The sequence below is a fragment of the Streptomyces sp. NPDC055749 genome, from assembly GCF_053617235.1.
Map to the genome: position 1 here is coordinate 1 of NZ_JBSHFH010000026.1, position 20,086 is coordinate 20,086.

Genomic DNA, 20,086 nt, shown 5'->3' on the forward strand with positions numbered 1-20,086 from the left:
GCCGGATACTGAGGCCCGCGCGGGCCTCAGTATCCGGCCGGGCGGACGAGTCCCGTCTCGTAGGCGTGGACCGCTGCCTGGGTGCGGTCGCGCAGGGACAGCTTGACGAGGATCCGGCTCACATGGGTCTTCACCGTCTGTTCGGCGACCACCAGGCGTACCGCGATCTCCGCGTTCGACAGTCCGTGCGCTATCAGGGACAGCACCTCCGTCTCGCGCTGCGTCAGGTCCCCGACCCGGTCCTTGAGGGGCGCGCGCGGGGCGTCGGTCAGCCGGGAGAACTCCGCTATCAGCCGCTTGGTGATGTTCGGGGCGAGCAGCGCCTCGCCGGCCGCCACGACCCGTACCGCATGCGCCAGTTCGGCCGCCGACGCGTCCTTCAGGAGGAAGCCGGACGCGCCCGCGCGCAGCGCCTCGTACACGTACTCGTCCAGGTCGAAGGTGGTCAGGACGAGGACCTTGACGGTGGCGCCGGGCTGCGCGGTGACGCGGCGGGTCGCCTCGATGCCGCCGAGTCCGGGCATCCGGATGTCCATCAGCACGATGTCGGGGGCCAGTTCGGCGACCTTGGCGACGGCGTCGAGGCCGTCCACGGCCTGACCCACGACCTCGATGCCGGGCTCGGCGTCGAGCAGCACGGTGAAGCCCTGGCGGACCATCATCTGGTCGTCTGCGATCAGTACGCGGATGGTCATGCGGGGTCCTCCAGGGGAAGCGTGGCGACCACTTCGTAACCGCCGTCGGCGGTGGGCCCGTTGGCGAAGTCTCCGCCCAGCATGACGGTACGTTCCCGCATGCCGAGCAGTCCGTGGCCGGCCCCCCGCGAGCGGGCGGCAGGGCGGTCGGGGGCGGTGTTGATGACGCGGACGGTGAGCGCCGCCGAGTGGTAGCCGGTCTCCACCCGCACGCGGGCTCCGGGCGCGTGACGCATCACGTTGCTCAGCGCCTCCTGGACGATGCGGAACGCCGAGAGTTCGACGCCCGGGGAGAGGGGCCGCCGCTCCCCCGTCGATTCGCTGACGACCGTGATCCCGGCGCCCCGTACGGTGCCGACCAGTTCGTCCAGCCGGTCGAGCGTGGGCTGCGGTGCGTGCCGCACGCCGTCGGCGAGACTGTCCTCCGTGCGCAGCACTCCCAGTACCCGGCGCAGTTCGGTGAGCGCGTCCACGGCGTTCTCCCGGATGGAGGCGAGGTTCTCCCGCAGCGCGTCGGGCGGGTCCTCGACCAGGTGCGGGGCGACCTGCGCCTGGATGGAGATCACGGTCATGTGATGGGCGACCACGTCGTGCAGTTCGCGGGCGATCCGGTTGCGCTCCTCCAGCAGGGTGCGCCGGGCACGTTCCTCCGCGGTCAGTTCCTCCTGGACGACCAACTGGCCGCGCGCCACCCGCATTCCGCGCAGCGAGGCGCCGAGCACCGTCGCGACGACGAAGAAGGGGACGGCCCGCTCGACGTCGTAGTTGTGCGCCTGGGTGGTGAAGGGGAGACAGGCCACTCCTGCCAGGAAGGTGATCAGCAGCGCCCGTACCGCGGTCCAGGGCCGCACCCGCGAGGCCACCAGGAACAGCACCGCGCTGTGCAGCGCGATGGCGGGGATGCTCCACGGGTAGAGCCTGTCCCGGCTGATCAGGGGCTCCCAGACGATGGCTCCGACGAGCATCAGGACGATCGAGGCCCACCAGGCCGGCATGGGCCGGGACATCGTCGCGACGAGCGCCGCCGACTGGAGCCCGGCGAGCAACAGGGCGTGCCAGGTGACCGCTTGGCCGTCCCCGCCGTTCACATTCATCACGGCAATGGTCGCCGCGAGCACCACCAGCACCATCCAGGCCACCGGCCGCCAGACCGGCCAGCCCGGATCTCCCATGCGCGGCAGCGGATCGGCGGCCCTCGTCCACATGTCCTCGCGCAGGGTGCGCGGCAGTCTCCGCACCGCGGTCACCAGTCGCTTACCGCTTACCGCCCCCGTCAGCTTCACCTGATCAAGCCTAGGCACTGCGCACCTCCGTTGTTCGGTCGGGGCGGGCCTCGCGGACCACCGTGGAGCGGCCGGGCCGCCCTTGTTCGTACGTACGGAAGGCCGCCCAGCACACCAGCAGGGCCACCGCGAACACCGGAAGCCAGACCAGTCTGGCGAGCACCCAGGCCGCCCCGTCCGGGACGGTGTGCAGTCCCGGCAGCGGCTCGTCGGCGAGCAGGCCGCTCGCGGTGACGGCCATCATGGCGGTCTGGTGCCAGAGGAAGACGGTCATCGCGGAGAGGTTGGCCAGGGCCACCACCGTCCACACGGCGGGCCGCGCGAGCACCCGCCGCAGGGGGCCGAGCATCAGGAGGGCCGCGCCGCACTGGGCGAGACCGAAGGTCACGGCGGCGAGCGTGGGCGGGTCGAGGTTGGAGACGGCGGCGCCGGGCACGCCGACCATGGACGCCGGGTAGCCGGCGAACAGGACGAGGAGCACGGTGGCGACGGCGCCCCCGGCCAGCAGCACCCAGCCCGTCGTACGTCCCCGAAGGCCGCCCCTGGCCCAGGCGGCGCCCAGGCAGTACGGGACCAGCCAGCCGGCGGCCACATTGATCCAGCCGAGCGCGGCGGGCGCGTCCGTACCGAATCTCAGCAGGTCGACGTGGAGCACGACCACGAGCGGCCACAGCGGGTGGATCCTCGCCACCAGCGGGGGGGCGGCGGTGAGGGCCGCGAAGACCAGCAGGAACCACAGCGGCGAGAGCACCAGCTTGCAGAGCGTGTACAGGGTGGAGTGGCCGACGCCGGCCGCCGTCATCGCGCCCGCCACCACCGCCCATACGGCCAGCAGTGCGGCGACCGGCCGGAACAGCCGGGCCAGCCGGGCGCCGAGCCACCGCCGGTAGGGCGTGCCACGGTCGCGGGCGGTTGCCCACCCCTGCGCGCCCATGCGTCCGCCGACCAGGAAGAACACGGCGAGGGTCTGGAACACCCAGGAGACGGGGATCAGTTGGGGCATGTACTGGAGCGGGCTCGCGGCCCGCACCGTGCCGCTGTCGGCGACCAGGGCGGTCACCAGCCAGTGTCCTGCGACCACTCCGAGGATGGCGAGGGCCCGCAGGGCGTCGACCGCGCGGTCGCGGCCGGGCGGGGTGGCGGCTTCGACGGTCCGTACGAGGTCACGCATGGCTGCGGTCCTCGCTCACGGCGCTCCCGTTCACGATCCCGGCCATGTTCCGCAGCGGTACGGAACCGGGCCTGAGGTAGTCGCTGTGGCCGCCGGAACCCGCGTCGAAGACCCTGGCCCCGAAGACGGGCGACACCGGGTCGGGCCCGAAGCCGAGGGTCACGAAGCCGAGGCCGAGCCGCACATGCGGGACGTCGGCGATCCAGTCGTCGGCGCTCCGGCCCGCCCAGACGGTGGCCGTGGTCCGCAGGCTGCCCGCGGTGTCGGCGCCGGTGCCCGGGCTGCCGTACAGGACGATGTCGGCGACCGGCAGGTCCGCCGCGGCGCGGGCGCAGACGACCGAACCGTAGGAGTGGCAGAGCAGCGTCGTGCGGGAAGTGGGACTGGCCGCGCTCAACTCCCGTACGAAGGAGGCAAGTCGGGGAGCAGCGCCGGCCGCGCTCCCGTCGCTGAGGATCTCGTGGCTCACCGTGCCCGGGGTCCGGTAGCCGAGCCAGGCGACGACCGCGGCGCCGTCGCCCAGTTCACGCAGGAGCGCTTCGGCGCCGGCTCGCAGTCGTCCGTACGAGTCGAGGCTCGTGTCCGAACCCGGCACGAGCACCGCGATGCGTCCGGCACGGGAGAGGTCGCCGAACACCTCGGTGGTCCGGCCCCCGTCGCGGCCGTCGAAGGAGAGGAACCGGCGGTCGGGCTCCGCCATGGTGCGCAGGACGGCGGCCCGTCGCCGGTCGCCGTGACCGGCCGCCGCCCGCTCGGCAGCCCGGATGCCTTCGCGCGTGGCGGCGTACCGCTCGTCGAGGGCCGCCGGGCCCACGGACCCGAGGGGGCCGAGGTCGGCCGGGGCGGGCGCGGGGACTGCCGCGGGCCCTGCCGCACCCGACACCGGCACCGCCACCGAGGCGGCGACGAGGGCGGCGAGGAGAGTGCGGCGCAGTCGGCTGGTGCGCGGGCGGCTCGACATGGAGGGTGGTCCTTCCGTACCGGATGCGGTGTGTGCTTCCGTTACCGAAGTTATGGATCACCCCTCGTGGTCGGCGTCCCGCTGGAGGGTGCACCTGCCAAGTAGCTCTCAGGTACTACGAGTAGGGGCCGGTCCGGCGGCTTCGCGTCCCGCCGCGTTCAGGGCCGTGCCCGTGCGGTAGAGCTCGACGAGCAGGGGCCGGAGCGCCGATCCGGCGGGCGTGAGGCGGTAACGGGAACGGACGGGGAAGCCGTTGAGCCGGTCGTGGGCCACCAGGCCACGCTGTTCGAGTACGCGCAGCCGCTCGGCGAGCACCTTGGCGCTGATCCGCGGCAGTCGCTCGCGCAGGCCGCCGAAGGAGTGCGGGCCGTGCATCAGTTCGCGCAGGACGAGTGTGGTCCAGCGGCCGGAGACCGCGGCCAGCGCGGTCTCCACCGGGCAGTCGGGGTCGGGTTCCCCGGTCCGTCCGGCCTCGTCGGGCACCAGCTCCTCGTCCCACACGGTGCGGGGCGCGGGGCCGGCCGCGTGGGTTTCCGTTTGGTGAGCCACGGAGCCGCCGGGTTGGCTGAGGTCATGAACATCGCATCGGACATCGGTGGTAGCCATGCCCCCACTGTTTCGCTGACCTCGCTCGCCGGGCAACACCCGGCGGTCTTCGCCGAGGCGTTCAACTCGGGCAGCGCGGAGGCGGTGACGCAGGTGTACGAGACGGGGGCGGCCTTCGTCCCGCTGCCCGGCGTACAGGTATCCGGCGACGAACTGCTGGCCGCCAACCGGGAGTTCCTGCGGCTCGGTCTGCCGATCAGCGTCCGCCCGCGCCATACGTACGTCGCCGACGACATCGCCCTGCTCATCGTCGACTGGACCATCGAAGGGCCGGGTCCCGACGGCGAGCCGGTGCGCATCGAGGGCACGGCGACGGACGTGGCCCGGCGCGGACCCGACGGGAAATGGCGCTATGTCATCGACAATCCCTTCGGTACGGCTCCGGCGGCCTGAGTACCCCGTTGTGGGGTGCTTACAGCGCCGCGTACACCGCGTCGACCAGTGCCATCTTGCGCGGGTCGTCGGCGATCCCAGGGCCCATCCGGTTCATGACGTAGCCGATCGCGACCCCGGCTTCGGGGTCGGCCATGCCGCAGGAGCCGCCCGCGCCGTCGTGGCCGAAGGCCCGCGGGTTGGGGCCGTAGGAGCGGTTCGGGCCGCTGAGCCAGAGACCGAGTCCGATCTCGGTGTCGTGGGCGAAGCCCGCACCCAGGACCAGGTCCCGGCAGCTCCCCTGGCCCTCGCGTACCCGCTCGGCCGCCTCCTCGGACAGGATGCGCCTGCCGTCGAGGCTGCCTCGCCCGGCGAGGATCCCGTACAGGGCGGCCACGGCGCGGGCCGTTCCGTGGCCGTTGGCCGCGGGGATCTCGGCGGCCCGCCACTCGCGGGTGTTCGCGGCTGCCGCGCCCGACGGCGGGTTGGCCAGTGAGGCGATGGCGAGCGGCTCCATCTGCGCGAAGAACGCGGACGCCGCACCCGTCACCGCCTTCGACTGGACCAGCTCGGCGACCCGGCCCTCCTCCTTCTCAGGGAGCCCGACGGTGAAGTCGATGCCGAGCGGTCCTGTGACCTCCTGGTGCAGGAAGGCGCCGGGCAGGAGTCCGGTGATCCGGCGGACGACCTCGCCGACCAGGAAGCCGTAGGTGAGCGCGTGATAGCCGGACCGGGCCCCCGGCTCCCACCAAGGCTCGGTCGCGGCCAGCCGGGCGGTGGTCAGCTCCCAGTCGTAGAGCTCGGCCAGGGTGTGCGGCTCCCGGAGTCCCGCCAGGCCCGCGCGGTGCGAGAGCAGGTCCCGTACGCGGACGGATTCCTTGCCCGCTGCGGCGAATTCCGGCCAGTACGCGGCGACCGGGGCATCGAGGTCGAGCAGGCCCCGGTCGACGAGGATGTGGGCGCAGAGCGCGGTCGGGCCCTTGGTCGTGGACCAGACGTTGACCAGGGTGTCCCGCTCCCAGGGGCGGGTACGGGCCTGGTCGGCCCAGCCTGCCCACAGGTCGGCCACGGGGGCGCCGTCGACGAGGACGGTGACGGCCGCGCCCAGCTCGTCGCGCTCCGCGAAGTTCTCCTCGAAGGCGGCACGCACGGCGGCGAATCCGTCCTGGCAGTGACCTTGGATCTGCGGCACGTCGGGCTCCTCGTCTCGCGCACAGCCTGCCGGCCTGAGTGAACCGCAACATACCGACTGGTCGGACCGACCGGAAGAGGCCGGCGCACTTTTCCGCTCAGCGTGACGCCGCTTCCAGGCTCAGGCTCCAGCGCCCCGCCACGCCGGTGAGCGTGACCGTGGACAGCGGACGGACGTCCACGTTCCAGTACGTGGCGGGCGGGGCCTTGAGCGCGTAGACGAGGGCGGCCCGCACGACCGAGGGTTCGGCGACCGCGACGATGAATCCGTCGCAGGCGGGACGGGTGTCGAGCCAGCCCCCTATCCGCGAGATGAAGGCCATCAGGGGCTCGCCGCCGTGCGGGGCCGAGCGCGGATCGGAGAGCCAGGCGTCGACCGCCGCCGGTTCCCGTGCGGTGACCTCGGCCAGGGTCCAGCCCCGCCAGCGGCCCATGTCGCAGTCGCGCAGCGCGGGCTGCGCCATCGGCGCGAAGCCGAGCGCGTCACCGGTGGCACGGCTGCGCGGGGTCGGCGAGCAGTAGCGCAGTTCGGCGGCGCCGAGCGGCAGGAGAGTGTGCGCGGCGAGCTGGATCTCGTGCCAGCCGGCGTGGTCGAGCGGACGGTCGTCGTCGAAGCGCTCGGCGAGCAGGGCGGAGCTGCGGGCCGCAGCGACCAGAGAGACTCGAACACTCATGGCCGCGATCGTGGAGCCGAACGCCACGCCGGTCAAGGGGGCGCCTCGCACGGCCCGGATCAGCTGGGCCGGACGAACATCCACTTCTCCAGGTCCGCGAGCGGCCGGAAACCGGCCTTCTCGTACACCCCGTGGGCATCGTCGGTGGCCAGCATCAGCCGGTGGACACCGGCCGCCGCGAGATGGTCGCGCACCGCGGTGGTGAGCCGGACACCGAGGCCGTGACCGCGGGCGGCGCGGTCGACGTACACGTCGCAGAGCCACCCGAAGGTGGCCTCGTCGGTCACCACCCGGGCGTAGGCGGCCTGCTCGCCCGAGCCGATCTCGTACGCACCGAAGTTGAGGGAACCCGCGATGGCACGGTCCTGGTGTGCGCGGGTGCGTCCGAGCGCCCAGTAGGCATCGGTGGAGAGCCAGTGGTGGACACGGGCGTGGTCCAGTCTGGCCGGGTCGGACGAGATCTCGTACTGGTGCTCGGAAACGCCGGTCATGGAGGGAGGCTATCGCCCGTCTCGCGGGCGATCGAGGAGTTCGTCGCAGGCGGTACGCAGCCTCCGTACGCCCTCGGTGATCTCTGCAGGACCCGAGACCGCCGCGAAGCTCAGCCGGATGCGGCCGGCCGGCGCCTCGGCGCAGAAGTAAGGGCGTCCGGGTGCGACAGCGACGCCCGCGCGCAGCGCCGCGGAGACGACCGCGGACTCCTCGGCGCCGGTCCAGGTGTCGGGGAGCCCGAGCCAGAGACTGCCGCCGCCGGACGGGATGCGCGGCAGGGCCAGTTCGGGCAGTTCCAGCCGGAGCGCCGCCGTCATCGCGGTGCGGCGGTCCTTGAGCGCGCTCGCGACGGCGCGCAGGTGGCGGCCCCAGGACGGGGAGCCGACGAGTTCGAGCGCGGCCTCCTGGAGCGGCCGGGGGACGAAGAAGCTGTCGACGACCTGGATGGCGCGCAGGCGTTCCAGTACGGGCCCGCGGGCGGCCAGGGCGCCGACGCGGAGGCTGGGCGATGTGACCTTGGTGAGGGAGCAGACATGGATGACGACGCCGTCCTCGTCCTGCGCCATGAGCGGCGCGGGCAGCGGTCCCGCGTCCTCGTGGACGAGGCGGCGGGCGAAGTCGTCCTCGACGACGAAGGCGCCCGCCTCGCGGGCGATCCGGACGACTTCGCCGCGGCGGTCGGGAGCCAGTACGGCGCCGGTCGGGTTCTGGAACAGCGGCTGGCAGACGAAGACGCGGGCGCCGGTCGCCCGGAAAGCGGCGGCGAGCAGGTCGGGGCGTACGCCGTCGGCGTCGCCGGGCACCGGCACGGGGCGCAGGCCGGTGGCGCGGGCCGCCGCCAGCATCCCCGGGTAGGTGGGCGACTCGACGAGGATGGGCGCGCCGGGCGGGGCGAGCGCCCGCAGGGCGGTGGAGAGGGCGCTCTGGCCGCCCGCGGTGATCAGTACGTCGGCCCCTGTCACCGTGGGGCCGATCTCGCGGGCGAACCAGGACCGCAGCTCGGGAAGCCCGTCCGTGGGCGGTCGGCCCCAGGCGCCGGGGCGGCGGCCGGCACGGGCCAGCGCGGCGGCCATGGCGCGCTCGGGCTGGAGCGAGGGGTGGAGGTAGCCGCCGTTGAACTCGATGACGCCGGGCGGCGGCGCGGCGAGCGTGACCAGGACACCGGAGGCGTCGACGGTGCGCGGCACCACCTCGGGGCCGTCGTCGGCGCTGAGCGACACCTCCTGCCAGGAGGTGTCGCCGGGCGGGCGTACGTCGGTACGGGGCTGCGCCCGGAAGGCGCCGGCACCGGGGCGTGTGACGACGAGCCCTTCGGCGGCGAGCTGCGCGATGGCCCGGGAGACGGTCACCGGGCTCACCCGGAAGCGCTCCACCAGAGCCCTACTCGACGGCAGCTTTCCACCTGGGGAGTAGCGGTTGACTTCACCGCGAAGAGATTCTGCCAGGTCGGCCACACTGCTACGCTCTTGCATGACAGTAGAGAATAGCGCTACTCACCGCACAGCGATAGCAGTTGGCTCCCCGGTCGACGATCCCGCAGGATCCGGAGCCGGAGCCGGCACGGGCCTCGCGGAGGACCGCGCCGCAGCCGCCGCGGACGGTCCGGCCGTCGGCGGCAGTGGGACCCTTCTCGCCGTGCTCGGCGTGGTCGCCTTCTCGCTGACCTTCCCCTCCACCGCCTGGGGCCTGGAAAGCTTCGGCCCGTGGTCGCTGGTCGCCCTGCGCAGCCTGCTCGCCGCGGCCATCGCGGGCGCCTTTCTGCTGGCCGGCCGCGTGCCGGTGCCCGAGCGCCGGCACTGGGCCGGCATCGCCGTCGTAGCGGGCGGTGTGGTGGTCGGCTTCCCGCTGCTGACCACGCTGGCGCTCCAGACCACCACCTCCTCGCACGCGGCCGTGGTGGTGGGCCTGCTGCCGCTGACCACTGCCGTGTTCTCCTCGCTGCGCACCGGCTCGCGCCCTCCGCGCGCGTTCTGGGCCGCCGCCCTGGCCGGCGCGGCCGTCGTCATCGCGTTCACCGTGCAGCAGAGCGGCGGGGCGCTCTCCGCCGGTGACCTCTATCTGTTCGGCGCCCTGCTCGTGTGCGCCGCGGGATACACCGAGGGCGGCAGGCTGGCCCGGGTCATGCCCGGGTGGCAGGTGATCGGCTGGGCCCTGATCCTCGCCCTGCCGCTCATGGTGGCGGGCGCCGCGATCGCCCTGCCCTTCGAACCGGTGCACCTGACGGCGCACGGCGTCATCGGCCTCGTCTGGGTGGCCGCGGGCTCCACCTTCGTCGGCCTGTACGTCTGGTACCGGGGCATGGCCGAGATCGGGGTGGCACGGGCCAGCCAGCTCCAGCTGGCGCAGCCGCTGCTGACCCTGGCGTGGTCGGCCCTGCTGCTCGGCGAGGAGATCCCGGCAGCCGCTCCGGTGGCCGCGGTGGCCGTGCTCGTCTGCATCGCGGTCACCCAGCGCGCAGGAGTCAAAGCCGCTCCGCGGTCATAGACTTGTCGATATGGCCAGCCACCCGTGAGGAGGCCACTCCCGATGGAGGCACACACCGGCGACCGGCTCCTGATCCACGGCAGGACCGTGGGACAGCACGACAGAGTCGCAGAGATCATCGAAGTGCTGGGTCCCGGGGGCGCGCCTCCGTACCGGCTTCGCTACGACGACGGACACGAATCGATCAAGTCCCCCGGCCCGGACTGTGTCGTGCGGCACACACCCCCGCAGGACGAGAAGCGGTAGAGCCGGGAAGAGACGCCGGGGACCTCCGAGTGGGGTCCCCGGCCCATGCCATGCCCGCGGTACGACCCCCAGGTCACGGGTCCCGGACCACGGAGTAACGTCGTGGGGTCGAGGCGGGCACCGGAACCGTACGGAAACCTGCGACACAGGGATCAGCGAAAGGCACGAGGTGACGGACTCTATGGCCGACATTGCACGCGTCGGAGTGGTGGGCTGTGGCCAGATGGGCGCGGGCATCGCGGAGGTGTGCGCCCGCAGCGGCCTTCAGGTCATGGTGGCCGAGACCACCGGCGAGGCGCTGGAGATCGGCCGCACCCGGCTGCACAACTCCCTCTCGAAGGCCGCCGAACGCGGCAAGATCACCGAGGAGGAGCGGGACGAGACGCTCGGCCGCCTCAGCTTCACCACCGACCTCGGTGAGTTCGCCGACCGCGATCTCGTCATCGAGGCGGTCGTCGAGAACGAGCAGGTCAAGACCGAGATCTTCCAGGTGCTCGACCAGGTGGTGACCCGGCAGGACGCGATCCTCGCCTCCAACACCTCGTCCATCCCCCTGGTGAAGCTGGCCGTCGCGACCTCGCGCCCGGACCAGGTCATCGGCATCCACTTCTTCAATCCGGCACCGGTGCAGAAGCTCGTCGAGCTGATCCCCGCGCTGACCACGTCCGACGAGACGGTGAAGCGCGCCGAGGCGCTGGTCCAGGACGTCCTGGGCAAGCACCCCATCCGCGCGCAGGACCGTTCCGGTTTCGTCGTCAACGCCCTGCTGATCCCGTATCTGCTCTCCGCGATCCGGATGTTCGAGTCGGGCATCGCCAGCCGCGAGGACATCGACAACGGCATGGAGATGGGCTGCGCCCACCCGATGGGCCCGCTCAAGCTCGCCGACCTGATCGGCCTGGACACCGTGGCCTCGGTCGCCGACTCGATGTACGCCGAATACAAGGAGCCGCTGTACGCCGCTCCGCCGCTGCTCCAGCGGATGGTGGACGCGGGCCGGCTCGGCCGCAAGACGAGCTCGGGCTTCTACCCGTACTCCTGAACGCAGCGCGTAACTCCTGAACGCGGCGCGTCCGTGAAGGGCCGGCCGGGACCTCCCGGCCGGCCCTTCGCGCGTTCCGTTTCCCCTCAGCCCAGCCGCATGTGATGAAGCATCAGCAGTCCGGCGGCCATGTTGGCCGCGGGGATCTCGCCGCGGGCGATCATGTCGGGCACCAGCTTGAGGGGGATCCATTCGCGGCGCGAGGACTCGAAGTCGTCCTGGGGATGACCGGTGTACGTGGCCTCCCGGGACCAGTAGAGATGGTGCCGGGCATCGATGAGCCCGTTGGCGGGCTCCACCGTCATCAGCGGCTCCAGCTCACCCGGGCGCCAGCCGGTCTCCTCCTCCATCTCGCGGGCGGCGGCGGATGCGAGGTCCTCGCCGTCCTCGACCACGCCCGCCGCGAGTTCCCAGCCCCAGCTGTCCGTGATGAAGCGATGGCGCCACAGCAGCAGCACCTCGTTGGCCTCGTTGACGACGGTCGCCGCCGCGACCGGGCGGAGCCGGATGACGAAGTGGTCGAGGTGCCGCCCGTCGGGGAGAGCGACATCTGCCAGATTGACCCGGAACCAACGGTTCTCGTACACCGTGTGCTCATTTAAGTTCATCCACTGCACAGTTCTGCCACCTTCCGACAAGTCCATGGCAATATCGGAGCAGGGACAGGCCGTCAGGGGAACCGACGGAGGGCCGTCGGGCGGAGCTCACAGAGGCACGCGGAGCGCTCCGTCGATGATCCCGGCCGCCTCTTCGGCATCGGCGCAGCCGCTCGCCACCAGGTGCTCACGGACCGCGCGGAGCCGGTCGCGCAGCCTTCGGGACTCCATGCCCCTGGCCCGTTCGGCCATTTCCGAGGCCGTGTGCGCCGCCCGGTCCGCCTCACCCTGAAGCAGCTCGATATGGGTGAGCATCGCCAGCCGGTGCACCTGCCCCCGGTCGTGCGCCGGGGAGCGTACGGCCGCCGCCGCGTGCTCCCGGGCACCCGCCAGATCCCCGAGGCCCAGAAGCGCTTCGGCCACCTGCACATTGACCAGGCCCGGCTGGACGTACCCCGTCTCGTCCGGTTCCCGGCCCGGGAGGATGCGGTCGGCCTCGGACTCCGCACGCCGGATGCAGGTGCGGGCGTTGTTCCCGTCGCCGAGATGCGCGTACGCCTTGGCCTGCATCGCGTACAGATCGGCCGCCAGCGCCGGTGTGATGTGGGTGCCCGCCGCCCGCAGCGCGGCCTCCGCGAAGGCGACGGACCGGCGGTATTCGGCCAGGAACAGGGACTGGTTGACCAGCAGGGCGATCACATAGCCGCCCAGCCCCCGGTCGCCGCTGGCCTTGGCGAGGCGCAGTGCCTGGTGGAAGTAGCGCTGGGCGAGACCGTGGGCGTCGGAGTCGTACGCACAGATGCCGGCGACGGCCACGAGTCCCCCGGTCGCGCGGTGCAGCTGGCGTCCCACCGGATCGCTGTAGCCGCTGCGCAGCAGCGGAGCCGTCTCCGCGTTGAGGAAGCCGACGATGCGCGAGCGGGTCGCGATGCCGCCGGCCTTCCGGTACATCTGCTCGTAGTGGGCGCGGGCCGCGCGGAGCATCACTATGTCCGCGGGGCTCACGCGCGCCGGGCCCGGCCGGGAGACATCGGCGTCCTCGGGCGGGTTCTCCCACTCCCAGACCGGCATCACCGCCGTCGTACCGGTGACCGCGGGAGCGGTGACGACGTGCGCGCGCTGCTGTTCGTCGGAGCGCCACAGCGCGGTGGCCCGCTCGACGAAGCCGGAGAGGGTGGAGCCGTGCACCACCGTGTTCCCGCCGGAGGGGCCCATGCCGATGTCGTCGAGGGTGAGCGCGCGGTGAAGCCGCGCCCCGAGGACGTCGCAGATCAGGTCGGGCACCTGCCCGCGCGGGCGCTGTCCCTTGAGCCAGCGGGCCACCGCGGTGTGCTCGTACCGCAGGTCCAGACCCCGGGACCGGCCGGCCTGATTGACATGACCGGCCAGACCGGCCCGGGACACGCCGGCCTCGTCGATCAGGGATTCGAGCAGGATGTTGGGCTCCATTGCCCCCCCAGTTACGCGTCGCACTGAGCCTAGTGCAGCACGATTCACACGGGGTGTGAACGGAATGCCCGAACCATCCTGCTGTGCGCTCTGTCGCGCCGTGGGGCGAATCGGTTGACTTGGCCGTCTCGCAAGAGGCGGCCGGGTCGTCGGCTCCCCCTCGTACAGTTCGACGACCCGCACCCGCGCCGTCCGCTCTGCCGACCTGCCCAACACTCCGTGGCAGCGCGGACGGCGCCGGATCGCACGACCCACTGCCCACGGGATCGGAGGGTGGCTGCGGGTCGGCCCGCAACCGGGTTCCCCCGGACCGGGCCAGGGCCCGTGTGCGGTCCCCCGCCTCTTGGCGAGCACAGAGGAGGGGCGTATCCGGTGGCCGGATACGCCCCTCCTGCTCACTGCCTGGTCCCGTCAGGGCACTACGCGCCGCGCAGCACCGCTCCGGTCCGCTCGGCGGCCAGGGCGACCGCCGCGTCGCGGGCCCGCGAGGCCTGATCGACGGTCAGCGTGCGGTCCGCGGCACGGAACCGCAGCGCGTACGCCAGGGACTTCTTGCCCTCACCGATCTGGTCGCCGGTGAAGACGTCGAACAGCCGCACCGATTCGAGGAGCTTGCCCGCGCCTTCGCGCAGCGCCCCCTCCACCTCGGCGGCGGTGACGTCCTGCCCGACGATCAGCGCGACGTCCTGGGTCGCCACCGGGAAGGTGGAGATCCGCGGCGCCTGGAGAGCGCCGTCGACGGCCTGCTCCAGGACGTCGAGCTCGACCTCCATGGCGCAGGTGCGCTCGGGCACGTGGAACTCCTTGACGACGCGCGGGTGGAGCTCACCCGCGTGCCCGAAGAGCGTCTCCTCGCCGTTCACCGTGACGTACAGCGCGGCGCAGCGGCCGGGGTGGAACGGCGCGTGCTGGTCGCTCCGGACGGTCAGCTCGACGCCCGCCTCGCGGGCGATCGTGCGGGCCGCCTCGATGGAGTCCGCCCAGTCGGCCGGGCGGCCCTTGCCCCACCAGCCGGCCTGCTCGCGGGCGCCCGCGAGGACGACGGCGGCGCGGCGCGGCTGACGCGGGAGCGCCGCGTCGAGTCCGGCGATCTCCTCGTCGGTGGGCCGACGGTCGACGGGCAGCCGGACGGCCTGCGTCTCGTGGCCGGTGGGCCGGAAGACCAGACCGGTCTCGAAGAGCGCGAGGTCGTGGCTGCCGCGGCCGTCGTTGCGCCGCAGTGCGCCGAGGAGACCGGGCAGCAGCGTGGTGCGCAGCGCCGGCTCCTCGTCGGAGATCGGGTTGACGAGCTTGACCGTACGGCGGCGGGCGTCGTCCTTGTCCAGGCCGAGCTGGTCGAGGACGGCGTCGCCGATGAACGGGTAGCTCAGCGCCTCGACGTAACCGGCGCCCGCGAGCGCCCGGCCGATGCGGCGGTGCAGCCGCTGACGGTCGGTGAGCCCGCGGCCCGACGGCGGCGTCGGCAGGGTCGACGGGAGGTTCTCGTAACCCTCCAGCCGGATGACCTCTTCGGCGAGGTCGTTCGGCTCGCCGAGGTCGGGGCGCCAGGACGGCACCGTGACGATCAGCTCGTCCTGCCCGTAGACGTCGCAGCCGACCTGCTGGAGGCGGCGTACGACGGTCTCGCGGCCGTAGCCGACACCGGCCACCCGGTCGGGGTGGTCGGCGGGCATGGCGATGGTGCGGGGCGCGGACGGGGCGCTGATCTCGGTGACGCCCGACTCGGCCGTGCCTCCGGCGAGGAGGACCAGCAGGTCGACGGTGCGCTGCGCCGCAGCGGCGGCGGCGGCCGGGTCGACACCGCGCTCGAAGCGCTTGGACGCCTCGGACGACAGCTTGTGGCGGCGCGCGGTGCGGGCGATCGAGATCGCGTCGAAGTGCGCGGCCTCGATGACGACCGAGGTGGTGGTGTGCTCACCGGCCGCCGCGTCGGCGATCTCGGTGTTGGCGCCGCCCATGACGCCCGCGAGGCCGATCGGCCCACGGTTGTCGGTGATGACGAGGTCCTCGGCGTCCAGGACCCGCACGGTGCCGTCGAGGGTCGTGAGCTTCTCGCCCTGCTGGGCGCGGCGCACCCCGATCGGCCCGTCGACGAGCGTCCGGTCGTAGGCGTGCAGCGGCTGGCCGACTTCGAGCATCACGTAGTTGGTGACGTCGACGGCGAGCGAGATCGGGCGCATCCCGGCCTTCTGCAGCCGGCGCTGCATCCAGATCGGGGAGCGGGCCTCGGGCTCCAGGCCGACGACGGTGCGTGCGGTGAAGCGGTCGCAGCCGATCGGGTCGGACACCTGCACCGCGTAGCCGAACGCGTTCGGCGCGGGTACGTCGAGGAGGGCCGGGTCGCGCAGCGGCAGCCCGTACGCGATGGCCGCCTCACGGGCGACACCGCGCATGGAGAGGCAGTAGCCCCGGTCCGGCGTGACGGCGATGTCGAGGACCTCGTCGACGAGCTCCAGGAGCTCGATCGCGTCGGTGCCGGCCTCGTGCTCCGGCGGCAGCACGATGATGCCGTGCGTTCCGTCGTCGCCCATGCCGAGCTCGTCGGTGGAGCAGATCATCCCGTGGGAGGTCTTGCCGTACGTCTCACGTGCGGCGATCGCGAAGTCGCCGGGCAGCACGGCGCCCGGGAGGACCACGACGACCTTGTCGCCGACGGAGAAGTTACGGGCTCCGCAGACGATCTCCTGCGGTTCACCGGTGCCGTTGGCCATGCCGACGTCGACCGTGCAGAAGCGGATGGGCTTCTTGAAGCCCTCCAGCTCCTCGATGGTCAGGACCTGTCCGACGGCCAGCGGGCCCTTGAGGCCGGCGCCGATCTGCTCGACGGTCTCGACCTCCAGACCCACGGCGACGAGCTTGGCCTGTACATCTCGGCCGGTCTCCGTCGCCGGCAGGTCGACGTACTCCCGCAGCCAGGAAAGCGGGACGCGCATCAGATCTCCATCCCGAACGGCCGGGTGAACCGGACGTCACCCTCGACCATGTCTCGCATGTCTTCGACGTTGTGGCGGAACATCAGCATCCGCTCGATGCCGAACCCGAAGGCGAATCCGCTGTACTTCTGGGGGTCGACACCGCAGGCGACGAGCACCTTGGGGTTGACCATGCCGCAGCCGCCGAGCTCGATCCAGCCCTCGCTGCCGCAGGTGCGGCAGGGGCGGTCCGGGTTGCCGACGGACTCGCCGCGGCAGACGTAGCAGACCATGTCCATCTCGGCGGACGGCTCGGTGAACGGGAAGAAGTTCGGCCGCAGCCGGGTCTTCATGTCCGGGCCGAAGAGCGCCTGGACCATGTGGTCGAGGGTGCCCTTGAGGTCGGCCATGGTGAGGCCCTCGTCGACGGCGAGCAGCTCGATCTGGTGGAAGACCGGGGTGTGCGTCGCGTCGAGCTCGTCGGTGCGGTAGACCCTGCCCGGGCAGACCACGTAGACGGGGGGCTTGCGGCTGAGCAGGGAGCGGGCCTGGACCGGCGAGGTGTGCGTACGCAGCACGATGCCGGACTCGTCACCCGTGGTCGCCTTGCCGTCGGGCGTGGTGCCCTGGACGAAGAAGGTGTCCTGCATCTGCCGGGCCGGGTGGTCGGGCACGAAGTTCAGGGCGTCGAAGTTGAACCACTCCGCCTCGACCTCGGGGCCTTCGGCGATCTCGTAGCCCATCCCCACGAAGACGTCGGCGACGCGCTCCATGATGGTGGTCAGCGGGTGGCGGGCGCCCGCCGGGGTGCGGTCGTACGGCAGCGTGACGTCGACTGCCTCCTCGACCAGGACCCGGGCGTCGCGCTCGGCCTCCAGCTCCGTCTGACGGGCGGCGAGCGCCTTGGAGACGGCGCCGCGGGCCTGGCCCACGCGCTTGCCCGCCTCGGCCTTGGCCTGCGGCGGCAGCGCGCCGATCTCGCGGTTGGCGAGCGACAGGGGTGAGGTACCACCGGTGTGCGCGGTCTTCGCCTGGGCGAGCGCGTCGAGGTCGCCCGCGGCGGCGAAGGCGGCGAACGCCTCGTCCCGCATGCGCTCGATCTCTTCCGGTTTCAGTGCCTCGACCTCGACTGGGTCGTACGACTTGTTCGGTGCCGACATCTCTTCCCGTGCTTCCGATTGGCTGATGGCGCGGCCCCGCTCGACGACTGGAGGACGCAAAGGTGCCAAAGGTCGAGTCTAAGGGGCCGCAGGAGGCGAAGAAGCCTGTGGGCTGCTCAGGCCAGGTAGGCCGGGGCGCTCACAGGCAGGATAAATCGGAACTCGGCGCCGCCGCCGGGCCCGCGGTCGACGGTGATCGTGCCGCCGTGCGCCTCGACGATGCCCTTGACGATGTACAGGCCCAGGCCGGTGCCGCCGCGCTTGCTCCCCCGCCAGAAGCGGGTGAAGACACGGCCCATCGACTCCTCGGGGATGCCGGGACCTTCGTCGCTCACGGTGACTGCCGTTCCTGTCTCGTCGCTCTTCGCCGGTGCGGGGGCGATCTCAATGGTGACGGTTCCCTCGCCGTGGCGCACCGCGTTTTCCAGGAGGTTGCCCAGGACCTGGTCGACCTTGTCGGGGTCGGCCCACAGCGCGGGCAACGGCTGCCGGGTGCGTACGAGGAAGCGCTCGGGCGCCTGGCCGTTCGCGGTGAGGGCGTGGATGTGGCGCTCGACGGCGGCGGCGATGTCCACGGGCTGGCGGCGCAGCTCCAGGCGGCCGGAGTCGATCCGGGAGATGTCGAGGAGTTCGGCGATGAGCCGGGTGACGCGGTTGGCGTCGGCGTCGACCGTCTCCAGCATCAGCCGCTTCTGGTCGTCGGTGAACCGTTCCCACTTGGCGAGCAGCGTCGCGGTGAAGCCCTTGACCGAGGTCAGCGGGGAGCGCAGCTCATGGGCGACGGTGGCGATCAGCTCGGCGTGGCTGAGCTCGGTACGGCGGCGGGCCTCGGTGCCCCGCAGGGAGACCACCAGGCGGCGCACCGGTCCGGTCGGGCTCTCCCGTACGTAGCGTGCGGAGACCAGGACCTCGCGCCCGCCGGGCAGGAGCAGGTTCCGTTCGGGCTGGCCGACGCGGATGGCGAGGCCGCCGTACGGGTCGGTCATGGTCCACCAGCGCCGGCCCTTGAGGTCTTCGAGCGGCAGCGCCTGTTCCAGCGGGCGGCCGAGTGCGGCGGCCCGCGGAGTGGCGGTGATCCGGGCCGCGGCGGCGTTGAAGCAGATGACCCTACCGGTCTCGTCGGCGACGACGAGACCGTCGGGCAGGTCGTCCGGGTCGATGGGTTCGCCGGTACCGATGACGGACTCGTCCTTCGTGGCGGGTTCTGCGGGTTCGGCGCGCACGACGGCCGTGTGTGTCTCCCGCGGCCTGCTCATGCCGACAGCCATATTCCCGTACCCCACCTCTCGAACCGGTGCAGTGGGCCCCCGAGTTCGTCACCCTACTAGTCGTCGGTGAACGAGCGACACCCTGCGGGGGCGCACTGCGTGGGTCCGCCGGTCGGCGGGGTACGGGACGGCCTGATTCAGCCGGTGACGGGCCGTCGGCTCAGACGGCTTCCTTCACGCGTTCCGCGGACGGGGCGGCTGCCTTGTCGCGCCGGTCCAGCGATCCGGCGGCGAAGGAACCGACGGTCGTGCAGGCGGCGATCGCCACCAGGAGCAGGGCCGCTCCCCAGGAGGCGCCGTTCGCCGCGCCGGTGAGGGACGTGGCGAGGAGCGGCACGAAGCCGGCCAGGACGCCCGCGAGGTTGTACGACATGGCCACGGCGCTGTAGCGGAACGCCTCGGGGAACATGCCGGAAACGACGGCGCCGATGGGGGCGTACGGAATCGAGAGCGCGCCGATCCCCAGTCCGACGCCGAGGTAGACCAGCCCCGGCTGCCCGGTGTCGACGAGCCAGAAGGCCGGGAAGGCGACGGCCATCGAGACGATGCCGCCGATGGCGCACACCTTCCAGGCGCCGATCCGGTCGGCGATGCGCCCGGCCACGACGAGCACGGCGATCTCGACGACCGAGCCGATGACGGTGGCGTTGAGCATCACGGACTTGTCGATGCCGAGCTCTTCGGTGCCGTACGAGATGATGAAGGTGGTCATCAGGAAGAAGCCGCCCACACCCAGCAGCGCGGCGCCGATGCCGACGATCATGCGGCCCCAGGTGCGGCGGAACGCCTCGATGAGCGGTGCGGGCTTGGGACCGTTCTTCTCCGCGTCGGCGAGCATGGCGTGGAAGACCGGGGACTCCTCGATGCGCAGCCGCATGTAGAGGGCGATGCCGAGCAGCGGGAACGCGGCGAGGAACGGCAGGCGCCAGCCCCAGGAGTAGAAGTCGTCGTCGGGCAGCATGCCGACGAGGGCGAAGGCGCCGGACGAGACCAGGGTGCCGACGGGCGAGCCGAGCTGCGGGATCGAGGAGTAGCTGCCGTGCTTCTCCTTCGGCGTGTGCTCCAGCGTGAGCAGCATGGCGCCGCTCCACTCGCCGCCGACCGAGATGCCCTGGAGGAAGCGGAGGAGGGCCAGGAGTACCGGGGCCCAGATGCCGATGGTGCCGTAGCTGGGCAGCAGGCCGATGCAGCCGGTGGTGACGCCCATCATCACGACGGTGATGATCAGGGCGACCTTGCGGCCGTAGCGGTCACCGATGTGGCCGAAAACGGCTGCTCCGATGGGCCGGGCGACGAAGCCCACCGCGAAGGTCACGAAGGAGGCGATGGTGCCCACGGCCGGGTCGAGCTCAGGGAAGAAGAGCCGGTTGAAGACCAGGGCTGCGGCGGTGCCGTACAGGAAGTAGTCGTACCACTCCAGGGCGGTACCGGTGAAGGCGGCGGTCAGCAGCCGCCGGATGTCCTTGATGTCGGGCGAGCTCACG

General features: G+C 72.1%; 19 protein-coding genes. 4 read left to right on the top strand and 15 right to left on the bottom strand.

The annotated features are described in order from the left end of the window. Window positions 1-26 precede the first annotated feature (26 nt). From ACWGO0_RS20365 to ACWGO0_RS20385, 5 genes are all read right to left on the bottom strand, one after another. The gene (locus ACWGO0_RS20365) at window positions 27-695 is read right to left on the bottom strand and encodes a response regulator (protein ID WP_453536539.1); all 669 of its coding nucleotides are present in this window, start codon (window positions 693-695) and stop codon (window positions 27-29) included. Further along, the gene (locus ACWGO0_RS20370) at window positions 692-1,978 is read right to left on the bottom strand and encodes a histidine kinase (protein ID WP_453536542.1); all 1,287 of its coding nucleotides are present in this window, start codon (window positions 1,976-1,978) and stop codon (window positions 692-694) included. The genes ACWGO0_RS20365 and ACWGO0_RS20370 overlap by 4 nt, the downstream gene beginning before the upstream one ends. Window positions 1,979-1,988: 10 nt before the next feature. Further along, window positions 1,989-3,149: an acyltransferase family protein gene (locus ACWGO0_RS20375; RefSeq protein WP_453536545.1), complete on the bottom strand. Its 1,161-nt coding sequence runs from the start codon at window positions 3,147-3,149 to the stop codon at window positions 1,989-1,991. Further along, a complete protein-coding gene (locus tag ACWGO0_RS20380; protein ID WP_453536548.1) occupies window positions 3,142-4,110 on the bottom strand; it encodes an alpha/beta hydrolase in 969 nt (322 codons plus the stop codon). The genes ACWGO0_RS20375 and ACWGO0_RS20380 overlap by 8 nt, the downstream gene beginning before the upstream one ends. Before the next feature lie 108 nt (window positions 4,111-4,218). Next, window positions 4,219-4,659, bottom strand: coding sequence for a winged helix-turn-helix transcriptional regulator (locus tag ACWGO0_RS20385; protein ID WP_453536550.1), 441 nt, complete (start codon window positions 4,657-4,659; stop codon window positions 4,219-4,221). 24 nt (window positions 4,660-4,683) lie between these two features. Here ACWGO0_RS20385 and ACWGO0_RS20390 point away from each other — a divergent pair, with 24 nt between their 5' ends. Next, complete coding sequence (locus tag ACWGO0_RS20390) at window positions 4,684-5,109, top strand: YybH family protein (RefSeq protein WP_453536553.1); 426 nt, start codon at window positions 4,684-4,686, stop codon at window positions 5,107-5,109. A gap of 19 nt (window positions 5,110-5,128) precedes the next feature. Here ACWGO0_RS20390 and ACWGO0_RS20395 read toward each other — a convergent pair whose 3' ends face one another. The 4 genes from ACWGO0_RS20395 to ACWGO0_RS20410 all read right to left on the bottom strand — a co-directional run bounded on the left by ACWGO0_RS20395 (window position 5,129) and on the right by ACWGO0_RS20410 (window position 8,917). Continuing rightward, window positions 5,129-6,280: a serine hydrolase domain-containing protein gene (locus ACWGO0_RS20395; RefSeq protein WP_453536556.1), complete on the bottom strand. Its 1,152-nt coding sequence runs from the start codon at window positions 6,278-6,280 to the stop codon at window positions 5,129-5,131. Between the two features lie 97 nt (window positions 6,281-6,377). Beyond that, the gene (locus ACWGO0_RS20400) at window positions 6,378-6,953 is read right to left on the bottom strand and encodes a histidine phosphatase family protein (protein ID WP_453536558.1); all 576 of its coding nucleotides are present in this window, start codon (window positions 6,951-6,953) and stop codon (window positions 6,378-6,380) included. A 59-nt stretch (window positions 6,954-7,012) separates the two neighbouring features. Next, on the bottom strand, window positions 7,013-7,444 hold the full coding sequence (locus ACWGO0_RS20405; RefSeq protein ID WP_453536560.1) for a GNAT family N-acetyltransferase: 432 nt from the start codon (window positions 7,442-7,444) through the stop codon (window positions 7,013-7,015). 9 nt (window positions 7,445-7,453) lie between these two features. After that, complete coding sequence (locus tag ACWGO0_RS20410; RefSeq protein WP_453536563.1) at window positions 7,454-8,917, bottom strand: aminotransferase-like domain-containing protein; 1,464 nt, start codon at window positions 8,915-8,917, stop codon at window positions 7,454-7,456. Between ACWGO0_RS20410 and ACWGO0_RS20415 the strand changes: the two genes are divergently transcribed. The 3 genes from ACWGO0_RS20415 (at window position 8,916) to ACWGO0_RS20425 (ending at window position 11,217) form a co-directional block, all read left to right on the top strand. Then, window positions 8,916-9,929, top strand: coding sequence for a DMT family transporter (locus tag ACWGO0_RS20415; RefSeq protein WP_453536566.1), 1,014 nt, complete (start codon window positions 8,916-8,918; stop codon window positions 9,927-9,929). The genes ACWGO0_RS20410 and ACWGO0_RS20415 overlap by 2 nt on opposite strands. A 42-nt stretch (window positions 9,930-9,971) precedes the next feature. After that, window positions 9,972-10,175 carry a DUF1918 domain-containing protein gene (locus ACWGO0_RS20420; protein ID WP_453536569.1) on the top strand — a complete coding sequence of 68 codons (204 nt, stop codon included), beginning with the start codon at window positions 9,972-9,974 and terminating at the stop codon, window positions 10,173-10,175. Between the two features lie 181 nt (window positions 10,176-10,356). Continuing rightward, window positions 10,357-11,217: a 3-hydroxybutyryl-CoA dehydrogenase gene (locus tag ACWGO0_RS20425; protein ID WP_453536572.1), complete on the top strand. Its 861-nt coding sequence runs from the start codon at window positions 10,357-10,359 to the stop codon at window positions 11,215-11,217. A gap of 86 nt (window positions 11,218-11,303) precedes the next feature. Here the strand turns inward: ACWGO0_RS20425 and ACWGO0_RS20430 are convergent, their stop codons facing one another. The 6 genes from ACWGO0_RS20430 to ACWGO0_RS20455 all read right to left on the bottom strand — a co-directional run bounded on the left by ACWGO0_RS20430 (window position 11,304) and on the right by ACWGO0_RS20455 (window position 20,085). Continuing rightward, window positions 11,304-11,834: an NUDIX hydrolase gene (locus ACWGO0_RS20430; protein WP_453536575.1), complete on the bottom strand. Its 531-nt coding sequence runs from the start codon at window positions 11,832-11,834 to the stop codon at window positions 11,304-11,306. 87 nt (window positions 11,835-11,921) lie between these two features. Continuing rightward, a complete protein-coding gene (locus ACWGO0_RS20435) occupies window positions 11,922-13,262 on the bottom strand; it encodes a transcriptional regulator (protein WP_453536577.1) in 1,341 nt (446 codons plus the stop codon). A 419-nt stretch (window positions 13,263-13,681) separates the two neighbouring features. Further along, window positions 13,682-16,195, bottom strand: coding sequence for a phenylalanine--tRNA ligase subunit beta (pheT, locus tag ACWGO0_RS20440; protein WP_453536580.1), 2,514 nt, complete (start codon window positions 16,193-16,195; stop codon window positions 13,682-13,684). Further along, window positions 16,195-17,334 carry a phenylalanine--tRNA ligase subunit alpha gene (gene pheS, locus ACWGO0_RS20445; protein WP_453536583.1) on the bottom strand — a complete coding sequence of 380 codons (1,140 nt, stop codon included), beginning with the start codon at window positions 17,332-17,334 and terminating at the stop codon, window positions 16,195-16,197. Before pheS ends, pheT begins: the two co-directional genes overlap by 1 nt. A 116-nt stretch (window positions 17,335-17,450) precedes the next feature. Next, window positions 17,451-18,602 (bottom strand): ATP-binding protein, encoded by a 1,152-nt coding sequence (locus ACWGO0_RS20450; protein WP_453536586.1) that lies wholly within the window; start codon window positions 18,600-18,602, stop codon window positions 17,451-17,453. Between the two features lie 160 nt (window positions 18,603-18,762). Continuing rightward, the gene (locus ACWGO0_RS20455) at window positions 18,763-20,085 is read right to left on the bottom strand and encodes an MFS transporter (RefSeq protein ID WP_453536589.1); all 1,323 of its coding nucleotides are present in this window, start codon (window positions 20,083-20,085) and stop codon (window positions 18,763-18,765) included. Between the last annotated feature and the right edge of the window lies 1 nt (window position 20,086).

Excerpts from the sequence above, each read along its gene's own strand:
- ACWGO0_RS20365 (WP_453536539.1), bottom strand. The coding sequence starts at position 695 with ATGACCATCCGCGTACTGATCGCAGACGACCAGATGATGGTCCGCCAG.
- ACWGO0_RS20375 (WP_453536545.1), bottom strand. The coding sequence starts at position 3,149 with ATGCGTGACCTCGTACGGACCGTCGAAGCCGCCACCCCGCCCGGCCGC.
- ACWGO0_RS20380 (WP_453536548.1), bottom strand. The coding sequence starts at position 4,110 with ATGTCGAGCCGCCCGCGCACCAGCCGACTGCGCCGCACTCTCCTCGCC.
- ACWGO0_RS20390 (WP_453536553.1), top strand. The coding sequence starts at position 4,684 with ATGAACATCGCATCGGACATCGGTGGTAGCCATGCCCCCACTGTTTCG.
- ACWGO0_RS20400 (WP_453536558.1), bottom strand. The coding sequence starts at position 6,953 with ATGAGTGTTCGAGTCTCTCTGGTCGCTGCGGCCCGCAGCTCCGCCCTG.
- ACWGO0_RS20405 (WP_453536560.1), bottom strand. The coding sequence starts at position 7,444 with ATGACCGGCGTTTCCGAGCACCAGTACGAGATCTCGTCCGACCCGGCC.
- ACWGO0_RS20415 (WP_453536566.1), top strand. The coding sequence starts at position 8,916 with ATGACAGTAGAGAATAGCGCTACTCACCGCACAGCGATAGCAGTTGGC.
- ACWGO0_RS20410 (WP_453536563.1), bottom strand. The coding sequence starts at position 8,917 with ATGCAAGAGCGTAGCAGTGTGGCCGACCTGGCAGAATCTCTTCGCGGT.
- ACWGO0_RS20420 (WP_453536569.1), top strand. The coding sequence starts at position 9,972 with ATGGAGGCACACACCGGCGACCGGCTCCTGATCCACGGCAGGACCGTG.
- ACWGO0_RS20425 (WP_453536572.1), top strand. The coding sequence starts at position 10,357 with ATGGCCGACATTGCACGCGTCGGAGTGGTGGGCTGTGGCCAGATGGGC.
- ACWGO0_RS20435 (WP_453536577.1), bottom strand. The coding sequence starts at position 13,262 with ATGGAGCCCAACATCCTGCTCGAATCCCTGATCGACGAGGCCGGCGTG.
- pheT (WP_453536580.1), bottom strand. The coding sequence starts at position 16,195 with ATGCGCGTCCCGCTTTCCTGGCTGCGGGAGTACGTCGACCTGCCGGCG.
- pheS (WP_453536583.1), bottom strand. The coding sequence starts at position 17,334 with ATGTCGGCACCGAACAAGTCGTACGACCCAGTCGAGGTCGAGGCACTG.
- ACWGO0_RS20450 (WP_453536586.1), bottom strand. The coding sequence starts at position 18,602 with ATGGCTGTCGGCATGAGCAGGCCGCGGGAGACACACACGGCCGTCGTG.